This window comes from Stenotrophomonas sp. 05N37 (assembly GCF_056397365.1).
Genome location: NZ_JBFTNG010000004.1, coordinates 1 through 19,621 on the forward strand (window position 1 = coordinate 1; position 19,621 = coordinate 19,621).

General features: G+C 67.5%; 18 protein-coding genes and 6 tRNA genes. 11 read left to right on the plus strand and 13 right to left on the minus strand.

Annotation, left to right across the window (positions count from 1 at the left end):
- Positions 1-36: 36 nt before the first annotated feature.
- The 8 genes from AC1DGC_RS12795 to AC1DGC_RS12830 form a co-directional block, all read right to left on the minus strand.
- Positions 37-112 (minus strand) — tRNA-Glu (locus tag AC1DGC_RS12795).
- 48 nt (positions 113-160) lie between these two features.
- Positions 161-236: transfer RNA gene (locus tag AC1DGC_RS12800), tRNA-Ala, on the minus strand.
- A gap of 118 nt (positions 237-354) precedes the next feature.
- Positions 355-430: transfer RNA gene (locus tag AC1DGC_RS12805), tRNA-Glu, on the minus strand.
- Between the two features lie 50 nt (positions 431-480).
- A tRNA-Ala gene (locus AC1DGC_RS12810) sits at positions 481-556 on the minus strand.
- 146 nt (positions 557-702) lie between these two features.
- Positions 703-778: transfer RNA gene (locus tag AC1DGC_RS12815), tRNA-Glu, on the minus strand.
- Between the two features lie 52 nt (positions 779-830).
- Positions 831-906: transfer RNA gene (locus tag AC1DGC_RS12820), tRNA-Ala, on the minus strand.
- A 103-nt stretch (positions 907-1,009) separates the two neighbouring features.
- The gene (locus AC1DGC_RS12825) at positions 1,010-3,436 is read right to left on the minus strand and encodes a heavy metal translocating P-type ATPase (RefSeq protein WP_478048006.1); all 2,427 of its coding nucleotides are present in this window, start codon (positions 3,434-3,436) and stop codon (positions 1,010-1,012) included.
- Entirely contained in the window at positions 3,433-3,831 is a 399-nt protein-coding gene (locus AC1DGC_RS12830; RefSeq protein ID WP_478048007.1) for a heavy metal-responsive transcriptional regulator, read from the minus strand. Before AC1DGC_RS12830 ends, AC1DGC_RS12825 begins: the two co-directional genes overlap by 4 nt.
- 219 nt (positions 3,832-4,050) lie before the next feature.
- Between AC1DGC_RS12830 and AC1DGC_RS12835 the strand changes: the two genes are divergently transcribed.
- The 7 genes from AC1DGC_RS12835 to AC1DGC_RS12865 all read left to right on the plus strand — a co-directional run bounded on the left by AC1DGC_RS12835 (position 4,051) and on the right by AC1DGC_RS12865 (position 13,435).
- The gene (locus AC1DGC_RS12835) at positions 4,051-5,118 is read left to right on the plus strand and encodes a GlxA family transcriptional regulator (protein WP_259202959.1); all 1,068 of its coding nucleotides are present in this window, start codon (positions 4,051-4,053) and stop codon (positions 5,116-5,118) included.
- Between the two features lie 177 nt (positions 5,119-5,295).
- Entirely contained in the window at positions 5,296-6,096 is an 801-nt protein-coding gene (locus tag AC1DGC_RS12840) for a TlpA family protein disulfide reductase (RefSeq protein ID WP_478048008.1), read from the plus strand.
- A 40-nt stretch (positions 6,097-6,136) separates the two neighbouring features.
- Complete coding sequence (gene dsbG / locus AC1DGC_RS12845) at positions 6,137-6,955, plus strand: thiol:disulfide interchange protein DsbG (protein WP_449334455.1); 819 nt, start codon at positions 6,137-6,139, stop codon at positions 6,953-6,955.
- A 380-nt stretch (positions 6,956-7,335) separates the two neighbouring features.
- Positions 7,336-8,796, plus strand: a complete 1,461-nt coding sequence (locus tag AC1DGC_RS12850; RefSeq protein ID WP_449334454.1) for a DcaP family trimeric outer membrane transporter — start codon at positions 7,336-7,338, stop codon at positions 8,794-8,796.
- 51 nt (positions 8,797-8,847) lie between these two features.
- The gene (gene adiC, locus AC1DGC_RS12855) at positions 8,848-10,194 is read left to right on the plus strand and encodes an arginine/agmatine antiporter (protein WP_259202955.1); all 1,347 of its coding nucleotides are present in this window, start codon (positions 8,848-8,850) and stop codon (positions 10,192-10,194) included.
- Between the two features lie 21 nt (positions 10,195-10,215).
- Positions 10,216-12,504 (plus strand): Orn/Lys/Arg family decarboxylase, encoded by a 2,289-nt coding sequence (locus AC1DGC_RS12860; RefSeq protein ID WP_478048009.1) that lies wholly within the window; start codon positions 10,216-10,218, stop codon positions 12,502-12,504.
- Positions 12,505-12,532: 28 nt separating this feature from the next.
- Positions 12,533-13,435 (plus strand): cation diffusion facilitator family transporter, encoded by a 903-nt coding sequence (locus AC1DGC_RS12865; RefSeq protein WP_478048010.1) that lies wholly within the window; start codon positions 12,533-12,535, stop codon positions 13,433-13,435.
- A 118-nt stretch (positions 13,436-13,553) separates the two neighbouring features.
- Here AC1DGC_RS12865 and AC1DGC_RS12870 read toward each other — a convergent pair whose 3' ends face one another.
- A complete protein-coding gene (locus AC1DGC_RS12870) occupies positions 13,554-14,018 on the minus strand; it encodes a DUF3806 domain-containing protein (RefSeq protein WP_478048011.1) in 465 nt (154 codons plus the stop codon).
- A gap of 145 nt (positions 14,019-14,163) precedes the next feature.
- On the opposite strand from AC1DGC_RS12870, the gene AC1DGC_RS12875 reads away from it, so the two are divergent.
- From AC1DGC_RS12875 to map, 3 genes are all read left to right on the plus strand, one after another.
- Positions 14,164-14,595, plus strand: coding sequence for a RidA family protein (locus AC1DGC_RS12875; RefSeq protein ID WP_478048012.1), 432 nt, complete (start codon positions 14,164-14,166; stop codon positions 14,593-14,595).
- A gap of 69 nt (positions 14,596-14,664) precedes the next feature.
- Positions 14,665-14,877 carry a ParD-like family protein gene (locus AC1DGC_RS12880; RefSeq protein WP_038687903.1) on the plus strand — a complete coding sequence of 71 codons (213 nt, stop codon included), beginning with the start codon at positions 14,665-14,667 and terminating at the stop codon, positions 14,875-14,877.
- The gene (gene map, locus AC1DGC_RS12885; RefSeq protein WP_478048013.1) at positions 14,874-15,641 is read left to right on the plus strand and encodes a type I methionyl aminopeptidase; all 768 of its coding nucleotides are present in this window, start codon (positions 14,874-14,876) and stop codon (positions 15,639-15,641) included. Before AC1DGC_RS12880 ends, map begins: the two co-directional genes overlap by 4 nt.
- 17 nt (positions 15,642-15,658) lie before the next feature.
- On the opposite strand, the gene AC1DGC_RS12890 is transcribed toward map, so the two are convergent.
- The gene (locus tag AC1DGC_RS12890; protein WP_478048014.1) at positions 15,659-16,444 is read right to left on the minus strand and encodes a LytR/AlgR family response regulator transcription factor; all 786 of its coding nucleotides are present in this window, start codon (positions 16,442-16,444) and stop codon (positions 15,659-15,661) included.
- Positions 16,441-17,565: a sensor histidine kinase gene (locus tag AC1DGC_RS12895; protein WP_478048015.1), complete on the minus strand. Its 1,125-nt coding sequence runs from the start codon at positions 17,563-17,565 to the stop codon at positions 16,441-16,443. The genes AC1DGC_RS12890 and AC1DGC_RS12895 overlap by 4 nt, the downstream gene beginning before the upstream one ends.
- Before the next feature lie 185 nt (positions 17,566-17,750).
- On the opposite strand from AC1DGC_RS12895, the gene AC1DGC_RS12900 reads away from it, so the two are divergent.
- Positions 17,751-18,125, plus strand: coding sequence for a hypothetical protein (locus AC1DGC_RS12900; protein ID WP_259202940.1), 375 nt, complete (start codon positions 17,751-17,753; stop codon positions 18,123-18,125).
- Between the two features lie 68 nt (positions 18,126-18,193).
- Here AC1DGC_RS12900 and AC1DGC_RS12905 read toward each other — a convergent pair whose 3' ends face one another.
- On the minus strand, positions 18,194-18,859 hold the full coding sequence (locus tag AC1DGC_RS12905) for a hypothetical protein (protein WP_394162313.1): 666 nt from the start codon (positions 18,857-18,859) through the stop codon (positions 18,194-18,196).
- On the minus strand, positions 18,856-19,599 hold the full coding sequence (locus AC1DGC_RS12910; RefSeq protein ID WP_394162311.1) for a hypothetical protein: 744 nt from the start codon (positions 19,597-19,599) through the stop codon (positions 18,856-18,858). The genes AC1DGC_RS12905 and AC1DGC_RS12910 overlap by 4 nt, the downstream gene beginning before the upstream one ends.
- Positions 19,600-19,621 lie beyond the last annotated feature (22 nt).

Consider the following 19,621-nt stretch of genomic DNA (forward strand, 5'->3'; position numbering starts at 1 on the left):
AAGCCCCGACCGAAGTCAGGGCTGTTTGTTTGAAGCTGGCGTCCCCACGGGGATTCGAACCCCGGTCGCCACCGTGAAAGGGTGATGTCCTAGGCCTCTAGACGATGGGGACGCGTTAAACCGAATTTGTCTTCTATCGGACGGCCTGTGTCCGGAGAAGTGGTGGAGCCAGGCGGGATCGAACCGCCGACCTCCTGCATGCCATGCAGGCGCTCTCCCAGCTGAGCTATGGCCCCACGTTGTACCGCGAGCCGCCTAGTATACCTGCCTGTTCACGTTTGTGGAAGACCAAACGAAACCGCGGGAGGCGGTGACAAAAAGACCCGGCAAACCGGGCCTGATGTCGTTGATGAGTGGCGTCCCCACGGGGATTCGAACCCCGGTCGCCACCGTGAAAGGGTGATGTCCTAGGCCTCTAGACGATGGGGACGCATGAACTCATCAATGTTTTCAGCCATCCTGACGGCCTAAGGTCAGGAGTGGTGGAGCCAGGCGGGATCGAACCGCCGACCTCCTGCATGCCATGCAGGCGCTCTCCCAGCTGAGCTATGGCCCCACGATGCTGGAGGCGGAATTCTACGCGGATGTGAAGCTCCCGCCAAGTCTTTTTTCTGTCGCAACGAAGAAAAAAGTGCGTGCAGAACGCCGGTGATACACAACAAAAAAGCCCCGACCGCGGTCGAGGCTTTCCTGCTTTTCAATTGGCGTCCCCACGGGGATTCGAACCCCGGTCGCCACCGTGAAAGGGTGATGTCCTAGGCCTCTAGACGATGGGGACGCACGAAACTTCATATTTTGTCACTGCACTTCAATCGGCCTAATGATTGGAGTGGTGGAGCCAGGCGGGATCGAACCGCCGACCTCCTGCATGCCATGCAGGCGCTCTCCCAGCTGAGCTATGGCCCCACGTCGTGAGGAGCGAAATCATAGCGACGGTGTTTTCGATTGGCAAGAGAAAACTGCAGGAATTTCTTCATCCGTTGCATGAACTTCACTCACGCCGATCCGCTCATGCATCGGGCAAGCGTTGATGACGCAGGCGCAGTGCATTGCTGATCACCGATACCGAACTCAGGCTCATCGCAACGGCGGCCAGCATCGGCGACAGCGTGATGCCCAACGGATACAGCACGCCGGCGGCGACGGGTATGCCCAGGCCGTTGTAGAGGAACGCAAAGCCCAGGTTCTGGCGCATGTTGCGCACGCTGGCGGTGGACAGCTGGCGGGCGCGCAGGATGCCGCGCAGGTCGCCCTTGACCAGCGTCACCTGCGCGCTGGACATGGCCACGTCGGTGCCATTGCCCATCGCGATGCCGACGTCGGCGGTGGCCAGTGCGGGCGCATCGTTGATGCCATCGCCGGCCATCGCCACCTTGCGGCCCTGCGCCTGCAGGCTGCGGATCAGCGCAGCCTTGTCGGCCGGGCGCATTTCGCCATGGACCTCGTCCAGTCCCAGCGTGCGCGCGACCGCATCGGCGGTGGCGTTGCCGTCGCCGGTGGCCATCACGATGCGCAGGCCGTCGCGGCGTAACTGCGCGATCGCGTCGGCGCTGGACGCCTTGATCGGATCGGCCACGGCGACCAGGCCGGCCAGTTGCCCGTCGGCGGCCAGGAACATCACGCTGGCCGCGTCGCGGCGCAGGGCATCGGCGCGGTCGTGCAGCACGTCCAACGCGATGCCGTGTTCCTGCATCAGGGCGGCGTTGCCCAGCAGCAGGGCCCTGCCTTCGACGGTGCCGCGCACGCCCATCCCGGTCAGCGAATCGAACGCCTCCACCACGGCAAGCGCGCGCCCGCGCTGCCGCGCTTCGGCCACGATCGCGGCCGCCAGCGGATGCTCGCTGCCCTGGTCCAGGCTGGCCGCCCAATGCAGTACGTCGTCGGCGACAGACGGCGCCACGGCCTGCACGTCGCGGAAGTGCGGGCGGCCTTCGGTGAGCGTGCCGGTCTTGTCCACCACCAGCGTATCGATCTGGCGCAGCGCCTCGATCGCTTCGGCGTCGCGGAACAGCACGCCGTGCTGGGCGGCGCGGCCGGTCGCGACCATGATCGACATCGGCGTGGCCAGGCCCAATGCGCACGGGCAGGCGATGATCAGCACGGCGACTGCGCTGAGCACGGCGTGGGTCCAGGAGGGTTCCGGGCCGAACAGGCCCCAGCCGAAGAAGGTGAGTGTCGCCGCCAGCAGCACCGCCAGCACGAACCAGTAGGCCACCGTGTCGGCCATGCGCTGCATCGGGGCGCGTGAGCGTTGTGCCTGCGCCACCAACTGCACGATCTGCGCCAGCATGCTGTCGTCGCCCAGGCGGTCGGCGCGGATGACCAGGCTGCCGGTGCCGTTGAGGGTGGCGCCGATCACGCCGTCGCCGACGGTCTTGCCGACCGGCACCGGTTCGCCGGTGAGCATGGACTCGTCGACCGACGAGCGCCCCTCCAGCACCGTGCCATCGACCGGCACCTTTTCACCGGGGCGCACGCGCACGCGGTCGCCGGGGTGAAGTTGGGCGATGTCCACGTCCGCTTCGCTGCCGTCCTCGCGCAGCACGCGCGCCGTCTTCGGTGCCAGGCCCAGCAGCGCCTTGATCGCCGCCGAGGTCTTGGCCCGTGCGCGCAGTTCCATCAACTGGCCCAGCAGGGTCAGCGAAATGATCACCGCGGCCGCTTCGAAGTACACGCCGACATGGCCGTGTTGTCGGAACGACGGCGGGAACAGGTCCGGCGCGAGCGTGGCAACCACGCTGTAGCCATAGGCCGCCAGCACGCCGGTGCCGATCAGGGTCCACATGTTGGGGCTGCGGTTGCCGATCGACTGCGCCCAGCGCTGCAGGAACGGCCAGCCGGCCCACAGCACCACGGGGCTGGCCAGGGCCAGTTCGATCCACACCCGCACATCGGGCGACAGCCCGTGCAGCAGCGGGGTCATGGCCAGCATCGCCAGTGCCATGGTGGCCACGCTCAGCGGCAGGCTCCACCAGAAACGGCGCCGGAAGTCAGTGAGCTCCGGGTTCTCGCCGTCGTCCAGGCTGGGCATCATCGGCTCCAGCGCCATGCCGCAGATCGGGCAGGTGCCCGGGCCCTCCTGCACGATCTGCGGATCCATCGGGCAGGTGTACAGGGTGCCTGCCGGGGCCGGGGCGGCCATGTGCGAGGCCGGGTCAAGGTAGCGCGCCGGATCGGCGACGAACCGGCGCCGGCAGCCATCGCTGCAGAAGTGGTAGGCGCTGCCGGCATGCTGCGCGTGGTGGGCGGTGCTGGCCGGGTCCACGTCCATGCCGCAGACCAGGTCTTTCACCGTGGGGGCGCCGCCTGGCGCCTTGGCACCGCAGCAGCCGCCGGTGCTGGCCGGTGCCGCTGCCGGCGCAGTGGCGGGCGTGCCGCCGCAGCAATTGCCGCCGGTACCGCCGTGGGAGGGATCGTGGTGATGGGTGTGGCTCATGGGCGGGGCTCCGTCAGCGCCGCCAGGATCGGGCACTGCTGCAGGTCGCCATGCCCGGGGCAGGCATCGACCAGTTGTTCGAGCGCGGCATGCATGCGCTGCAGCTCGGTGATGCGCTGCTGGATGTCGGCCAGCTTGTGCACGGCGGTTTCGCGGACCTGGGCCATGTCCTGGCCGCGCTGGTCGCTCAGGCTGAGCAGCTCGCCGATCTCCTCCAGGGTGAAGCCCAGCGCCTTGGCGCGCCGGATGAACTGCAGCCGGGTCAGGTCGCCATGGTCGAAGACGCGATAGCCACCGGCACTGCGGCGCGCGGTGGGCAGCAGGTGCTGGCGCTCGTAATAGCGCACGGTGTCGATGGGCACGCCGGCCTGGCGTGCGAGCTGTCCGATGTTCATTGCCACCTCGTTGAAGAGCTGGACGGAAGCGTAAACCCTGGATTCTGGTCAAGAGTCAAGGGTTGCTGAAGCCCAGCCGTCCGATGTCGCAGACGGGCCGGAAAATACAACTTGTTTCATAGCTCGCGCCGCAGGCCCTCCGTACGCTCGGACACGTTCGCGAACCCCTTTCCCTGCGTGGGTTTCGCTGGTTACGGACGTTGTTCGAGGAGTTTGTCTATGCATGCACGTGTCTCCCCCCCGCCGACCCTTCCCAAGGCGGCGACCCCGGCGCTGATGGAAGTGGCCGTGCTCGAATACCCCGGCAGCCTGCGTGCGGCCGCTCCGGTGCTGTCCGAGCTGGCCCAGCGCTGCAACCGCACCGCAGCCGCTGGCCGGCGCCCGGGCGCGCGCATGCTGGTCACGCGCTGGACGCTGTCTGCGCGCGGCATGCAGCGGGTGGCCGGTGCCGAGTTGTTCGGCGATGCGCCGCCGGCGATCGTGGTGGTGCCGGGCAATGAACCGAGCTGGCCGCTGCCGCCGCCGGACGAGCGGATGCTGGCGTGGGTGCGCGACTGCCATGACGCCGGCACGGTGCTGGCGGGCTGCGACGAGGGCGCATTGCTGCTGGCCAGCAGTGGGGTGCTGGCGGGGCGCACGGTGAGCCTGCCCGATATCGCCCGCTGCCCGTCGCTGGCCTCCACCGTGGCCAGCTGGTCGCAGGGCGACCGCGCGCTGGTGGATGACGGCGATGTGCTCACCACCTCCGGTGCCGATGCTTGGAAGTACCTCAGCCTGCGCCTGTTGGCCCGCGTGTACGGACATGCCGTGATGGTCGAGGCGATCCAGCAGTTGCAGCTGGTGATCCCGCGCGCGGTGCAGGACGATCTGGAGCGCTTCAGCCCCAATTTCGCCCACGGTGACCGCGGCATCCTCAAGGCGCAGCGCTGGCTGCACACCATCGCCGCGCGCGGGGTGAGCCTGCAGGACATCTGCGAGTCGTCCGGACTGGAGCCGCGCACCCTGCAGCGCCGTTTCCTGAAGGCCACCGGCCTGCGCCCGATCGAGTACTGCCAGCGCCTGCGCATCGCCAAGGCACAACTGCTGCTGCAGGCCGGCGGCATCGTGGACGAAGTGTCCTGGGCGGTGGGCTATTCGGACCAGAGCGCGTTCCGCAGGTTGTTCCTGCGCATCGTCGGCGTGACCCCTGCGCGCTACCGCCGGCAGATCATCTCGCAGCGGCGCGCAGGGCGCGCCCGTACCGCCGCGGCGTGCGAGGTCGAGGAGCCGTTGCGCTCGGCTGCCTGACCGCTGCGCGCTGCGCATCCACTCCCACGACAACGGCAGGCCGGGGATGCGGCCTCCCGTTGTCGCCTGTGCAGGTGCGGCTTGCCCGATGGGCCTGGGGCGGTGACCATGCCGACGGGGTGATGTACAGCTGGGTGCGGCCGCGCGGGGTGCGGCTGGGCCGGAGATGGATGGATGATGAGCAGTATCGGCCCGGTTCCGCTGGGTGTCGTGTGGGTGGTGGTGGGAGGAGTACTGGCAGTGGGCGTGGCGCGTTGGCTGCGGCCCACGCCGCGGGAAGGCCAGCCGGCGCCGAGCGCGCTGTTGCTGGACATGCTGTTGCTGGCCCTGCTGGGGGGCCGCATCGGCTTCGTGATGGCGCATGCGCGCACCTACCTGGCGGATCCGTGGGCGGTCCTGCGCGTGGGCGACGGCGGCTTCCTGTGGTGGGCGGGGGTGCTGGTGGCCGCGGCCTGGGCGATATGGCGGCTGCGCCGCTGGCCCGGCGCCCGGCGCGCGGTCTGGTCCGGCGCGGTGGCCGGCCTGCTGTGCTGGCTCGCCCTGTCGCTGGGCATGGCGCAGTTGCAGCAGGCGCGCATCGTGGTGCCCGAGCTCACCCTGCAATCGATGGAGGGCGCCCCAGTGGCGCTGGCCGGGCAGGGCGGCACGCCGTTGGTGGTCAACCTGTGGGCGAGCTGGTGCGGCCCCTGCCGGCGCGAGATGCCGGTCTTCGCCGAGGCGCAGCGACGTACGCCGGCGGTGCGTTTCGTGTTCGTCAACCAGGGCGAGGACGCCGACGAGGTACGCCGGTTCCTGGGCGCCGAGCGCCTGTCGCTGCAGAACGTGTTGCTGGATGCCGACAGCCTGACCTCGACACGACTGCAGGTGCATGCCTATCCGACTACCCTGTTCTTCGATTCGCACGGCCGCCTGCAGGGCCTGCACATGGGGGAACTCAGTGCCGCCGGCCTGCAGGCCAGGCTTGATACGCTGCGCTGAGTACGCGTTGCTTTCCGTTTTGCCGACACCAGGAGTTGCCATGTTGTTCATATCCCCACGCCCGTTGGGTTCCCTGCTTGCCACGGGCCTGCTGTTGAGCCTGGCCGCGTGCAGCCAGGCGCAGTCGCCCAAGGCCCCGGCCACCGCCGCGACCAGAACCGGGGAACAGCCGGCCGTGCTCAAGGGCATCCAGAAGCATGGCTTCGAGGTGCTCGGCGAGTTCGACGCGCCCGGTGGCTTGCGTGGCTTTGCCGGTGTGGTCGGCGGGCAGCAGCCTGCCGCCGCCTATGTGACCCCGGACGGCAAGCACGTGCTGGTGGGCAGCCTGTTCAACGAGAACGGCGAGGAAGTCGGCGCGGCCGCGCTGGAGAAGCTGGCGGCCAAGCCGATGTCCGACCGGATGTGGAACAAGCTCGACGCCAGCGCCTGGGTGCGTGACGGTCGGGCGGATGCGCCGCGCGTGGTCTACACCTTCAGCGACGCGAACTGCCCTTATTGCCACACGTTCTGGGAAGCGGCGCGGCCGTGGGTGGACAGCGGCAAGGTACAGCTGCGCCACATCATGGTCGGGGTGATCCGCGAGGACAGCCCGGCCAAGGCGGCGGCGATCCTGACCGCGCCCAACCCGAGTGCGGCCCTGCTGGAGAACGAGCATGGCTTCGACAAGGGCGGTATCAAGCCGGCGTCCAAGCTGAGCCCGGAGATCGCCAACAAGCTCAATGCCAACCAGGAGCTGATGCTGGAGATGGGCTTCCAGGGCACGCCGGGGATCCTGTTCAAGGACGACAAGGGGATGGTCGACCGCCTCTCCGGCTTGCCGCAGGGCAAGGACATGGAGCGGGTGATGGGGGCGCGCTGAGCGCACGCGCCGACGCATGATTCGCGCGCCGGTGCACTGCCGGCGCGCTGTACGTCACACTTTGCATCATTGGCGGTTGATCTAGATCAAGGCCAAAAACGACATGCGTACTAGCCTGTACGCATGCAGCCCACACGTCCCACGCTCCCGATCCTCTGCCGCACGACGACCGCGCGGCTGCTGCGTTCGCGACGCTTCACGAATGTCTCACCCGGCGATTGTTACTCAAGGCGCTGGCGCGCGGGTCAACCCCGCCATGCCGCCCGGGATGAGGAGGGCATCCCGCACCTGCAGTGCAGTACCGGGTTGTCGACCGGATTCCCTCGCGCATGCGCGGCGGAAACGGCCGGCAAGGCTGTTCGCGGTTCATGGAGAACGTGATGCGCCTGGCTGTCGTAACGTTTGCTTGCGTGGCGGCGCTGTCGTCTGCGCCAGTCCATGCACAGGCGTCGGCGGACGCGCTGCGGCAGGAGATCCGGTCGCTGCGGCACACGCTTGAGGCGATGGAGAAGCGCCTGGATGCGCTGGAGTCCAACAAACCTCCGCCAACCGCGTCGAGCGCTGCGAGCACCACGAGTCCCGCCATTCCCGCGATCGCCGCAACGACCGCACCGCTACCTGCCACGTCCCCCCGCGCGCTCACCGAGGCCGGTGCCTCACAGGTGCCCGGCGTCGGCCAGGCCATCCTGCCGCCCCGTGATTCAGTGGCCGATCCGTCTTCGGCTGCATCGCGCCCGGACAGCGCTGCCGGCCCGACCGATCCCGAGCTGAAGGGCTTCTTCGCCATCCCGGGCACCGACACCCTGATCCGCATCGGCGGCTACGCCAAGCTCGATGCGATTGCCGATGCGCGCGCGGCCGGTGACCAGGAACAGTTCGTCACTTCTTCGATTCCGGTCGGCGGTGCACACCGGGATGTCTCCAACTTCACCCTGCATGCCAAGCAGACCCGCTTCAGCTTCGAAGCGCGGCGCCCGACCACGCATGGCAACCTGCGCTTCTACCTGGAGAACGACTTCTTCGGCAGCAGCGACAGCTACACGTTCCGCCTGCGCCACGCCTACGGTCAGCTCGGCAACACGTACGCGGGCTACGGCTATGCGACCTTCATGGACGCCGACAGCCTGCCCGACACGCTGGATTTTGCCGGACCTGGTGGCGCCGGCTACCTGCTGGTGGCCGGCATCCATCACAGCGTGCCGATGGGCAAGGGCAACACGCTGACCTTCGCCGCCGAAGACCCGGACACACAGCTGAGCGCGCCGGGCGACGGCATCAGCGCGGTCAACCAGGCACCGGATGTGACGGTCACCGCGCGCATGGAGCGCGGCTGGGGCCACCTGCAGTTGGGTGCCGTGGCGCGCAGCCTGGGCTATGACGGCACTGCCGGCGATGACCGCCGCATCGGCGGCGGGCTGCAGTTGAGCGGCTCGGCCGCGATGGGCGACCAGGACCTGCTGCTGTTCGGCGCGCTGGGCGGCAAGGGCCTGGCCCGGTACACGGCCGACCTGACCGGCTCGGGCATGGATGCGGTGGTGACCGCCGACGGGCGCCTGGAACTGCTCTCGCTGCGCGGCGGCTTCGTCGGCTACACGCATTACTGGTCGCCGCTGTGGCGCTCCAACCTGATCTACGGGCAGCTCGACAGCGAACGCAACGACGCGCTGGCCGCCGACGCCTTCCGACGCAGCCGCTATGGCGTGTTCAACCTGATCTGGAGCCCGGCGCCGTCCTGGACGATGGGCATGGAGCTGCTGTACGGGCAGCTGGAACAGCAGGGCGGACAACGTGGCGACACGGTGCGGCTGCAGGGCAGCCTGCAATACAACTTCATCAAGTAGACCCCAACGCCCGGCGCGACCGGGTTCCTGCCAGGCAAAGGAGACAGCGTCATGGCGAAAGCGAAGAAGATCGGGGTGGTCGGTGCCACCTTCCTGGTGGCCGGCAACATGATGGGCTCGGGCGTGTTCCTGCTGCCCTCCAGCCTGGCCAAGATCGGTACCGCCTCGATCTGGGGCTGGCTGGTCACCACGGCCGGCGCGCTGCTGCTGGCCTTCGTGTTCGCCAAGCTGGGCAAGCTGGCGCCCAAGGCCGGTGGTCCCTACGCCTACGCACGCGACTGGTTCGGCCCGTACATGGGCTTCCAGACCAACACCATCTACTGGTTCGCCAACTGGATCGGCAACGTCGCCATCCCGATCGCGGCGGTGGGCTATTTCAGCTACTTCTTCCCGATCCTGTCCGAGCCGCTGCCGCGCTGCATCGCGGTGCTGGCCCTGGTATGGGCGTTGAGCTTCGCCAACGTGATCGGGCCCTCGTTCGTCAGCAAGCTGCAGACGGTGACCACCAGCTTCGCGCTGGTGCCGATCCTGGGCATAGCGATCTTCGGCTGGTTCTTCTTCGACCCGACCCTGTTCAAGGGCGCCTACAACGTGTCCGGGGAGTCCAACTTCGGGGCGATCTCAAGTGCGGCCGCCCTGACCTTGTGGGCGTTCATCGGCGTGGAATCGGCCTCGGTGACGGCCGGGGTGGTGGAGAACCCGGAGAAGAACGTGGCCCGCGCCACCCTGGCCGGTGTGTTCCTGGCGGCCATCGCCTACATCGCCAGTTCCTCGGTGATCATGGGCATGGTGCCCAACGGCGAGCTGCAGGTGTCCGATGCGCCGTTCGCGCTGGCCGCGGCCAACGCGGTGGGCGGCTGGGGCGGGGCGCTGGTGAGCCTGTGCGCCTTCGTCGGCGCGGCCGGCTCGCTCGGCGGCTGGATCCTGCTGACCGCGCAGAGCGCCAAGGCGGCCTCCGATGACGGCCTGTTCCCAGGCATCTTCAGCAAGACCAACAAGGACGACGTGCCCGTCAAGGGCGTGCTGATCGTGGCGGTTCTGATGACCCTGGCGGTGCTGGTCACCTCCACCTCGGAGACGGCCTCGGCGCAGTTCGATGTGATCACCTCGGCCGCGGTGGTCCTGACCCTGCTGCCCTACATCTATTCCTGCGTGGCCTGCTACTTCGTGGTCGAGCGCTCGCACACCCTGGTGCATACCGGTGCGTTCTGGCTGCTGACCAGCGTCACGGTGGTGTACTGCCTGTGGGCGATCTTCGGTTCGTCCGGCAGCATCGTCCAGTACGCCTTCCTGTTCGTGCTGTTCATCACGGTGTTCTACCCGTTCTTCAGCGAAGAGCGCCGCCGCCAGCGCGGCCTGCCTGCGCTGGATGCCGCCGTCCGCACGACGCTTTCGTGATATTGCCCCAGGAGAATGCCTGTGTACTTCAAGTCCCTTGATTACCCGATCATCGTCATCGACGACGATTACGAGTCCCCGCGCATCGGCGGCATCCTGATCCGCGCGCTGGTCGAGGAGCTGCGCAAGAGCGACCAGCGCGTCCTGTGCGGCCTGACCCTGGCCGACGCCCAGGCCGGTGCGCGCACCTACGTGGCCGCGTCGGCGGTACTGATCTCCATCGATGGCACCGAAGAGAACCCGGAGCAGTTCCAGCGCCTGCTGGGCTTCCTGCGCGAGCAGAGCGCGCGCCGGGCCAACCTGCCGGTGTTCCTGTACGGCGAGCGGCGCACCATCGAGAAGGTGCCGAGCAAGCTGCTCAAGTTCGTGCACGGCTACATTTTCCTGTTCGAAGACACCAAGAGCTTCATCGCGCGCCAGGTCATGCGCGCGGCCGAAGACTACATGGCCAACCTGCTGCCGCCGTTCTTCAAGGCGCTGATCCACCACACCGCCGAGTCGAACTATTCGTGGCACACGCCGGGGCACGCCGGTGGCGTGGCGTTCACCAAGTCGCCGGTGGGACGCGCGTTCCACCAGTTCTACGGCGAGAACACCCTGCGCAGCGACCTGTCGATCTCGGTGCCCGAGCTGGGCTCGCTGCTGGACCACAGCGGCCCGATCAAGGAAGCGGAAAACGAGGCTGCGCGAAATTTTGGCGCCGACCACACCTTCTTCGTCACCAACGGTACCTCCACCGCCAACAAGATCGTCTGGCACGGTACGGTAGGCCGTGGCGACGTGGTGTTCGTGGACCGCAACTGCCACAAGTCGCTGCTGCATTCGCTGATCATGACCGGCGGCATTCCGGTGTACTTCACCCCCAGCCGCAATGCGCACGGCATCATCGGGCCGATCAGCCTGGACCAGTTCACCCCCGAATCGCTGCAGGCGGCCATCGCCGCCAACCCACTGGCCAGCAAGGCCTTCAAGGCCGGCTCCAGGCCGCGCATCGCGGTGGTGACCAATTCCACCTATGACGGGCTGTGCTACAACGCCGAAAAGATCGCCGAGGAGATCGGCAGCGCGGTCGACTTCCTGCATTTCGACGAGGCCTGGTATGCCTACGCCGCGTTCCATCCGTTCTACGAGAACCACTACGGCATGGCCAAGGGCAAGCCGCGCGAACAGGATGCGATCATCTTCACCACCCATTCCACGCACAAGCTGCTGGCCGCGTTCTCGCAGGCGTCGATGATCCACGTGCGCAACGCCGCCAGCCGGGAGCTCGATGCCGAGCGCTTCAACGAAGCGTTCATGATGCACACGACCACCAGCCCGCATTACGGCGTGATCGCCGCGTGCGATGTGGCCTCGAAGATGATGGAAGGGGCGGCCGGTGAGTCGCTGGTGCAGGAGATGCACGACGAGGCGATCGCCTTCCGCCGCGCCATGCTGCACGTGCGCGAGGACCTGGGTCGCGACGACTGGTGGTTCAGCGTATGGCAGCCGGACAAGCTGGAGCGTTCGCTGGCCAAGGGCGATACGCCGGCGCCTATGGTGGCCAAGCGCAGCGAGTGGTACCTGCAGCCGGACGCGCACTGGCATGGCTTCGACGGCCTGGTCGAGGACTACGTGCTGATCGATCCGATCAAGGTGACCCTGTTGACGCCGGGGCTGTCGATCGACGGCGCGGTCGGCCAGCGCGGGATCCCGGCGGCGGTACTGAGCAAGTTCCTGTGGACCCGTGGCATCACCGTGGAGAAGACCAACCTGTACTCGGTGCTGTTCCTGTTCTCGATGGGCATCACCAAGGGCAAGTGGAGCACGCTGGTCACCGAGTTGATGGCGTTCAAGGAACTGTACGATGCCAACGCGCCGTTGACCCGGGCGTTGCCGGGGCTGGCCGCGGACTATCCGGTGGCCTACGCCGGCTGGGGCCTGCGCGACCTGTGCCACGCGCTGCACGAATTCAACCGCGAGTTCGCGGTGGCCCAGGTGATGCGCGCGATGTACGTGGTCCTGCCCGAGCCGGTGATGACCCCGGCCGAGGCCTACGACCACCTGGTGCGCGGGCAGATCGAGCGGGTCGACATCGAGCAGATCAGCGGCCGTATCGCCGGCACCATGCTGGTGCCGTATCCGCCGGGCATCCCGACGATCATGCCCGGCGAGCGGTTCGGCGCCAGCGACGAGCCGATCATCCAGTCGCTGCGCATCGCCCGCGAGCAGAACGCGCGCTTCCCGGGTTTCGAGTCGGACGTGCACGGGCTTATCATCGACCGCGACGGCGACGTGCCGACCTACAAGGTGGAGGTGCTGAAGGTCTGACGCCCACGCGCAGGACCTTCGGCGGGCGATGGATACAGCACGCGAGCAGCGGGTCCTGAAACTGTCGATCGGGGTGACGGTGGCGGTCAGCGCCATCGGCTTCATCGGCGGCCTGCTGGTGGGGTCGCAGGCCATCCTGTTTGATGGCGTGTACAGCCTGGTCGACGTGGCCCTGACCCTGGTGGCGCTGGCGGTGCTGCGGCTGGTGGCGCGGGAAGGGAGCCCGCGCTTCCAGTACGGGTATTGGCACCTGGAGCCGATGGTGGAGGCGCTGGGCGGGGCGATCCTGTCGCTGGCCTGCATCTATGCGCTGGCCAATTCGGTCATCGGGTTGACGACCGGCGGCCACGAGGTCAAGGCGGGCCCTGCGCTGCTGTGGGCAGCGGTGTTGTGCGTGAGCAACCTCGGCATGGCGGCGTTCGTGCGGACCCGCGCGCTGCGCTTGCGATCATCCTTGCTGTGGCTGGATGTGCGGGCCTGGCTGCTGAGCGGGCTGATGAGCCTGGCGGTGGTGCTGGCATTCGTGATCGCCCTGCTGTTGCGCGGCGGCGCGCACGCCCACTGGATTCCGTACCTGGACCCGTTGGTGCTGGCGGCGATCAGCGTGGCGGTGCTGCCGGTGCCGCTGCGCAGCGCCTGGAAGGCCATGCGCGAGGTACTGCAGGTGGCGCCGGACACGCTGGACGCGCGCGTGCAGGCGGTCATGCAGGATTTCGTGGCCGAACACGGCTATCTGGATTTCACCAGCCACGTGGCCAAGATGGGACGCATGCGTTTCGTGGAGATCCACATCCTGACCCATCCGGAAACGGTCATCGGCGACATCGGCAACGTGGACCGGCTGCGTGATGAGATCGCCGAACGCCTGGACGCGCGCGGCAGTGAGTTCTGGCTGACGATCGATTTCACGGCCGACCCGGCCTGGACCTGAGGCCGGGGACGGAACTCAGGGGGGGCGGCCTGGGCAGTGGTGGTCCCGGCGATCATCGCTGCGTTCTGCGGCAGGGACACCACGAAAACGTGCGTGGATGACGCGTACCGCGTGCCGCTTATCGCCCCAAAAGGCGGCGCCACCAGGGCACGGGCGGCGTCGGGTCGGGCAGGTGAGCCGCGGGCAGGCTGGCCCAGATGGGCTCGAAGAAGGCGATGTCCTCATTGTCCGGGGCCATCCGCTTGGAGACCGAAGCCACCGGGAACAGCTTGAGCTTGGCGGGGCCGACCACTACCGCATCGGTGCCATAGGCGTCGGTCTGCATGCGCCAATCGCCGCCGCGATGGGCAATCACGTAATCACCGAAGAGGATGCCCAGCCCGCACGCCACGACGTTGTCGGCAGGGCGCTGGGCGACTTCGTCGGCCTTCCAACGCCGGAAGGCCGTGTCCAGCGCGTTCGGGGTGACCTCGCTCGTGCCGGCATAGATCGTCAGCAGTTGTCGGCCCAGATCCCTGGATTCCTGTGCCCACGCGCTTTCCCGGTCCGAAAACCCGGCCAATGCCACGTCCTTGTCGCTCATGTGGTTCTCCGGATGCCCGGTCGCAATTCTGGCAGCTCTGCACGGGCAATGCGACGGCGAATCTCAACGTTGCAGTGTGCGCCGTTGACCTCAACCGCGGTTGAGGCCGGAGACTGCGCACTCACTCCCCGACGACGCCTCCCCCATGTTGACCGATGCCCCTGTTGCGCCTGCCGGCCTGTTTGGTTTCATCAATCCGTCCGGTCTGTACGACCCGAGCGCGAACGGCTATTCGCACGTAGCCGTGGTGCGCCTGCCGGCGCGGGTGATCCACATCGCCGGGCAGGGCGGTGAGACCGCCGATGGCGCGTTGTCGCCGCGCTTCGAGGTGCAGGTTGCACAGGCACTGGACAACCTCAGCCTCGCGCTGGCGTCGGCCGGTGCCACCCTGGCCGACGTGGCCAAGCTGACCGTGCTGGTGGTCGACCATGACCAGGACCGGCTCGGCATCCTGTCCGATCAGATCGGTCGGCGCTGGCCACTGGGCCGCGCCCCGACCTGCACGCTGATCCCGGTGCCGCGGCTGGCGCTGGACGGCATGCTGTTCGAGATCGAGGCCACCGCGTACCGCGAGTGAGCCGGGCGGTTGGTGTGGAATATACGCATCGTATATGATGTGTATACCTTTTGTGACCGAGGCATCCCCATGGGCATCGTCAACATCGACGACGAACTGCACGACAATCTGCGCCGCGCCAGTGGCGTCTCCGGCCGTTCGATCAATGCCCAGGCCGGGTTCTGGATCAAGATCGGCATGCTGTGCGAGATGAACCCCGGCATGAGCTACCAGGAAATCGTCAGCCGCGAGCTGCGTGCCGCCGGGGTCGCGCCGGGGGCATTGCGGGTGGCCGAGGCATGATCAAGACCCTCGAAGAGCAGGCGTTGATGCGCGCATCGGGGCGCCTGCTGGCACAGGTGTTCGAGGCGCTGGATACGCTGCCGCTGGAAGGCATGAGCACGCTGCAGGTCAACGACTGGGTGGAGCGCTTCATCGTCGATGAGCTGCACGCGCGCCCGGCCAGCAAGGGGCAGTATGGCTTTGCCTACGTGTTGAACAGCTCGATCGACCGGGTGGTCTGCCACGGCGTGCCATCGGCTGATGACATCCTGCGCAGCGGCAGTATCGTCAACCTGGACATCACCCTGGAAAAGAACGGCTACATCGCCGATTCCAGCAAGACCTACCTGATCGGCGAGGTGGACTACGCGGCCAAACGCCTGGTGCGGGTCACCCGCGAGGCGATGTGGAAAGGCATCGACGTGGTACGTCCGGGCGCGACGCTGGGCGATATCGGCTTTGCGATCCAGCAGCATGCCAAGGCGCACGGTTACAGCGTGGTCAAGGAGTTCTGCGGTCACGGCATCGGCCGGGAAATGCACGAAGAGCCGCAGGTGCTGCATTACGGTCGGCGCGGCGATGGACTGGCACTGGAGGAAGGCATGACCTTCACCATCGAGCCGATGATCAACCAGGGTCGCGCGGCCATCGACATGAGCGACGACGGCTGGACGGTGACCACCCGCGACGGCAAGTTGTCCGCGCAGGCCGAGCATACGGTAATGGTGACCGCCGACGGGGTGGAAGTACTGACGCTGCGTGCGGGTGAGCAGACCGGACGCTGATGGCAACCGGCCCGGCGCTACCCGATGTCGCCGCTGCGCGTGGACACCAGCTTGAGGAACGCCTCGTTCTGGTAGCGGCTCATGCGCAGCTGCTGGCCGGTATCCAGGGTCACCACGTGGTGGCCGTTGAACCACGGATGGATTGCCTTGACCCGACGCACGTTGACGATCGCCGAGCGGTGCACGCGGGCGAAATGGCGCGGGTCCAGCCGGGCGGCCAGCGTGGCCATGGTTTCACGCAGCTCGTGCACGCGGTCGGCCAGGTGGATCTCCACGATGTTGCGCGCGGCTTTGACCCAGACGATGTCGTCCACGGCGATCAGCACCACGTGCTCGTCCACCCGCACCGGGATGCGCTGCAGGTAATCCTCGCGTTGGCGCAGTGCGTCCAGTGCCTGCAGGATCTGCACCGAGGCCTGGCTGCCGACCGCGCCGGCCATCGACAGCCGCTGCTTGGCGCGGTGCAGGGTGGCGGCGAAACGCTCGCGGCTGAACGGCTTGACCAGGTAGTCCACCGCGTTGGCCTCGAAGGCCTTGACCGCATACTGCTCGTAGGCGGTGACGAACACGGTGGCGGGCATGCGTTCGGCGCCGATGGTGGCGACCACGTCCATGCCGTTGATCGCCGGCATCTGGATGTCCAGGAACACCAGGTCCGGCGACTGGCTGCGGATGGCGGCCACGGCCGAGACGCCGTCGCCGCATTCGCCGAGGATCTCGATGTCCGGGTCATCGGCCAACAGGCGCACGATCGCGCGGCGCGCGATCGGTTCGTCATCGACCACCAGCGCGGTAAGGCTCATGCCGGCGACAGTCCCGGGGTGAATTCGGGCGCGTCTTCGGCGCTTTCCAGCACGCGGAACGGCACCCGGATGCGGCACGCCACGCCTTCGGGCCAGATCATGTCCAGGCGGACCTCGGCGGCATCGCCGTACAGTTCGCGCAGGCGCAGACGCGTGTTGGCCATGCCGATGCCGTGGCCGGCCGAGGCGGTCGGTTCGGCCGACAGCGTGCTGTTGCGGTTGCGCACTTCGATGCACAGCACATCGCCGTCGCGTCGCGCGTCGATCTCGATGGTGTCGCTGCCCACGCGCTGGCCGATGCCGTGGCGCAGCGCGTTCTCCACCAGCGGCTGCAGGATCAGGCTGGGCACGGCGCAGTCCAGCGTATCGGGGGCGATATAGGTGCGGGTGGTCAGTCGGTCCTTGAAGCGCACGCGCTGGATGCCCAGGTACAGCTCGATCAGGTCCAGCTCCTGGCGCAGGCTGATTTCCTGGCCGTCGTAATCCTCCAGGAAGGCGCGCAGCAGCTCGCTCAGGCGCAGCAGCATGTCCTCGGCCGACAGCTTGTCTTCGTCGAGCAGGGTGATGATCGCGTGCAGCGTGTTGAACAGGAAATGCGGCTGCAACTGCGACTTCAAGGCGAGCAGGCGCGACTGTGCCAGCTCGGTGGCCAACTGGCTCGCTTCCAGTTCGCGCCGGGCCTTTTCAGCGTGGAAGTGGATGGCCTGCTGGATGGCAAACAGCGTCCAGTAGGTGAGCAGCCCGATGGCGAAGTGCTGTTCCAGGAAGTAGCCCAGCTGTTCGGCAAAACCGCTGGGCTCGAACAGCGTGGAGACCAGCGCGCCCAGCACCATCGCCGCGAACGTCACGCACAGGCTCGCCAGCACCTGCGCGCCGAGTCCGTGGAAGCGGAGGGTGCCGCGCACGGGGAAGCGCTCGGCGAGGCGGAAGACGGTGGGGGCCAGGGCGGCCCAGGTGTACCACTGGATCAGCGACCAGCGGGCCAGGTCCCAGAACGGCCAGTGGGTGCGGGGCAGGCCGACGTTGATCGCGTTCTGCACGGCGAACACCATCGCCACCAGCGTCCACAGGGCGATATAGCGTGACAGGCGGATCTGCGTGCTGCCGAGGCGGATGTTCATGCGGGCGTCCAGGGCCAGGCATCGCTGGCGAGCCCCATCTTAGGCAGGCCCCGGGCGGGCGGGAAGCGCCATGACGGCCCATTACGATTGGCCCGCGCGTGGCGACGATTGGTCCCGGATCGGTTGGCGCGGGGCGATGGCCGGTGCCTGATGCGGACGTCCTTCACCGCTACGGAGACGCCGCCATGTTCCTGATCCGCCCTGTCCTGATCGCTTCGCTGTGCTTGATGCCGCTGCTGGCGGCCGCCCCGGCGCAGGCCGGCGAGGCACGTTACCTCGGCCTGCTCAACCGCGCCCATGACAGCGTCGTGGCGCTGGAGGTGGCCCCGGCCGGCAGCGATGCCTACGTCGCCCGACCGATCGACAGGCTCGACGGGGGCGGCGGCGCAATCACCGTGCGCCTGGGGGAGGCCGGCTGCCGGTTCGACATACGGCTGCAGTTCCGCAATGGCCGGCGCGCTATCTATCACGGGGTGGATGTGTGCACCGGCGATACCCTGGCGATCGCACCGCTGCCACGCGGCCGCGACGATGTGGCGGTTGCCGTGCAGTCGCGCTGAGCACGCCGGTCGTCAGTGCTGACGACCGGTTGCCGAGCGTGCGGGTATCGGTGGGTGTCCCGCGAGGCTCACTTGTGCGGCGTTGCGCCTTCCTCGAAGGCCGCGCGACGGGCGCGATAGGCCACTACCTGCAGCTTGCCCGCACCCAGCAACGGACGCATCCGGCTGACCTCGGTGCCGACCCGATAGGCGCCCCCGCCGGGCGTGATGAAGGCCGAGGACTGCGAGGTGATCGTGGTGTCCTGCTTGCCCACGTGGCTGGCATCGGGGCGCAGCAGCAGGTACACCGGCGGCGTCGGACGGCTGCGGTCAACGAACACGCTCAGCGAGTACTCGTTGGTGCGGCGGACGAAGTCGGTGAACCGATACTGCTTGATTGGCTGGAAGCCCGCATCCAGCAGTTCGGCGCTGGCGGCGAAGGTGCCGCCTTCGGAAAGCGACACGCGGATGTCGATCTCCGAGGCGCCTTCCAACGCGTCCAGCCGGTACAACGCCACCGGCAACGCAGCGCCGGCCAGGGTGACGCAGGCTGCCACCTCGGCGAACTCCAGGCGTCGGTCCTCGGCATCTTCCCTGGGCGCCAGGTAATTCAGTGGACGGCTGGTCACTTCCGGCAGGCTGCCCACGCAGTGCAGGCGGGTATCGGGCACCGTGGCCTTGTAGGCCTGGTGGGCGCACCCCGGCAGTCCACTGGCGACCATCGCCAGCAGGACCATGGTGGTCAGCCGGCTCACAGCTGCCTGACCAGGGCGTCGCTGGTGCGGTCGATGGCCAGCTTGATGCCTTCCACGGTTTCGGCACCGGCGTCTTCGAGGGCATCGAAATCGGCGTAGGCAAAGCGCTGCGCCTCCGGTTCCAGGGTGATGACCTTGGCCTGGTTGAGTACGTTGTTGTAGACGACGAAGTCGGTGAAGTAGTTCTGCTTGCCGTCCTGGCTGACCAGGCGCGCGGCCACGCTCAGCATCGGGCGGTAGGGCGCATCGTCACCTGCACCGGCGGCGGCGTAACCGACGAAGTTCACGCTGAGGTCCAGCTGGGCATCGGCCTGGGGCTGGTGGGTATAGGCCTTGCGCAGACCGAACACGCCGCGGGCGGTCTTGCTGCCCTTGGGTTCCACCATCGCGCCGGGCCATACCAGGGTGTAGCCGCGTTCGGCCATGCGCTGGGTCAGGCTTTCCCTGAAGTACACCGCAGGGTCGAACTTGGCCGCGTCGCATGCGGCCTGCAACCGGTCACGCTTGCCGGCCATGTTGGCGGCGGCCACCAGCCCGCCGATCAGGCCGAAGTTGGCGCCGGGGTGGTTCATCATCAACACGTTCGGTTCGATCGGCGTTACGGGCAGCACCACGATGGTCTTGATTGGTGGCGTGGCGTCACGGTTGTACGCCTGCTGGGGTGGCAGACTGACGCAGCCGGTCAATGCGGCCATCATGGCCAGGCCCACGCACACACGCTGGAAAGCGGCAAACTTCATGGACGAATCCCTCCTGTATGAA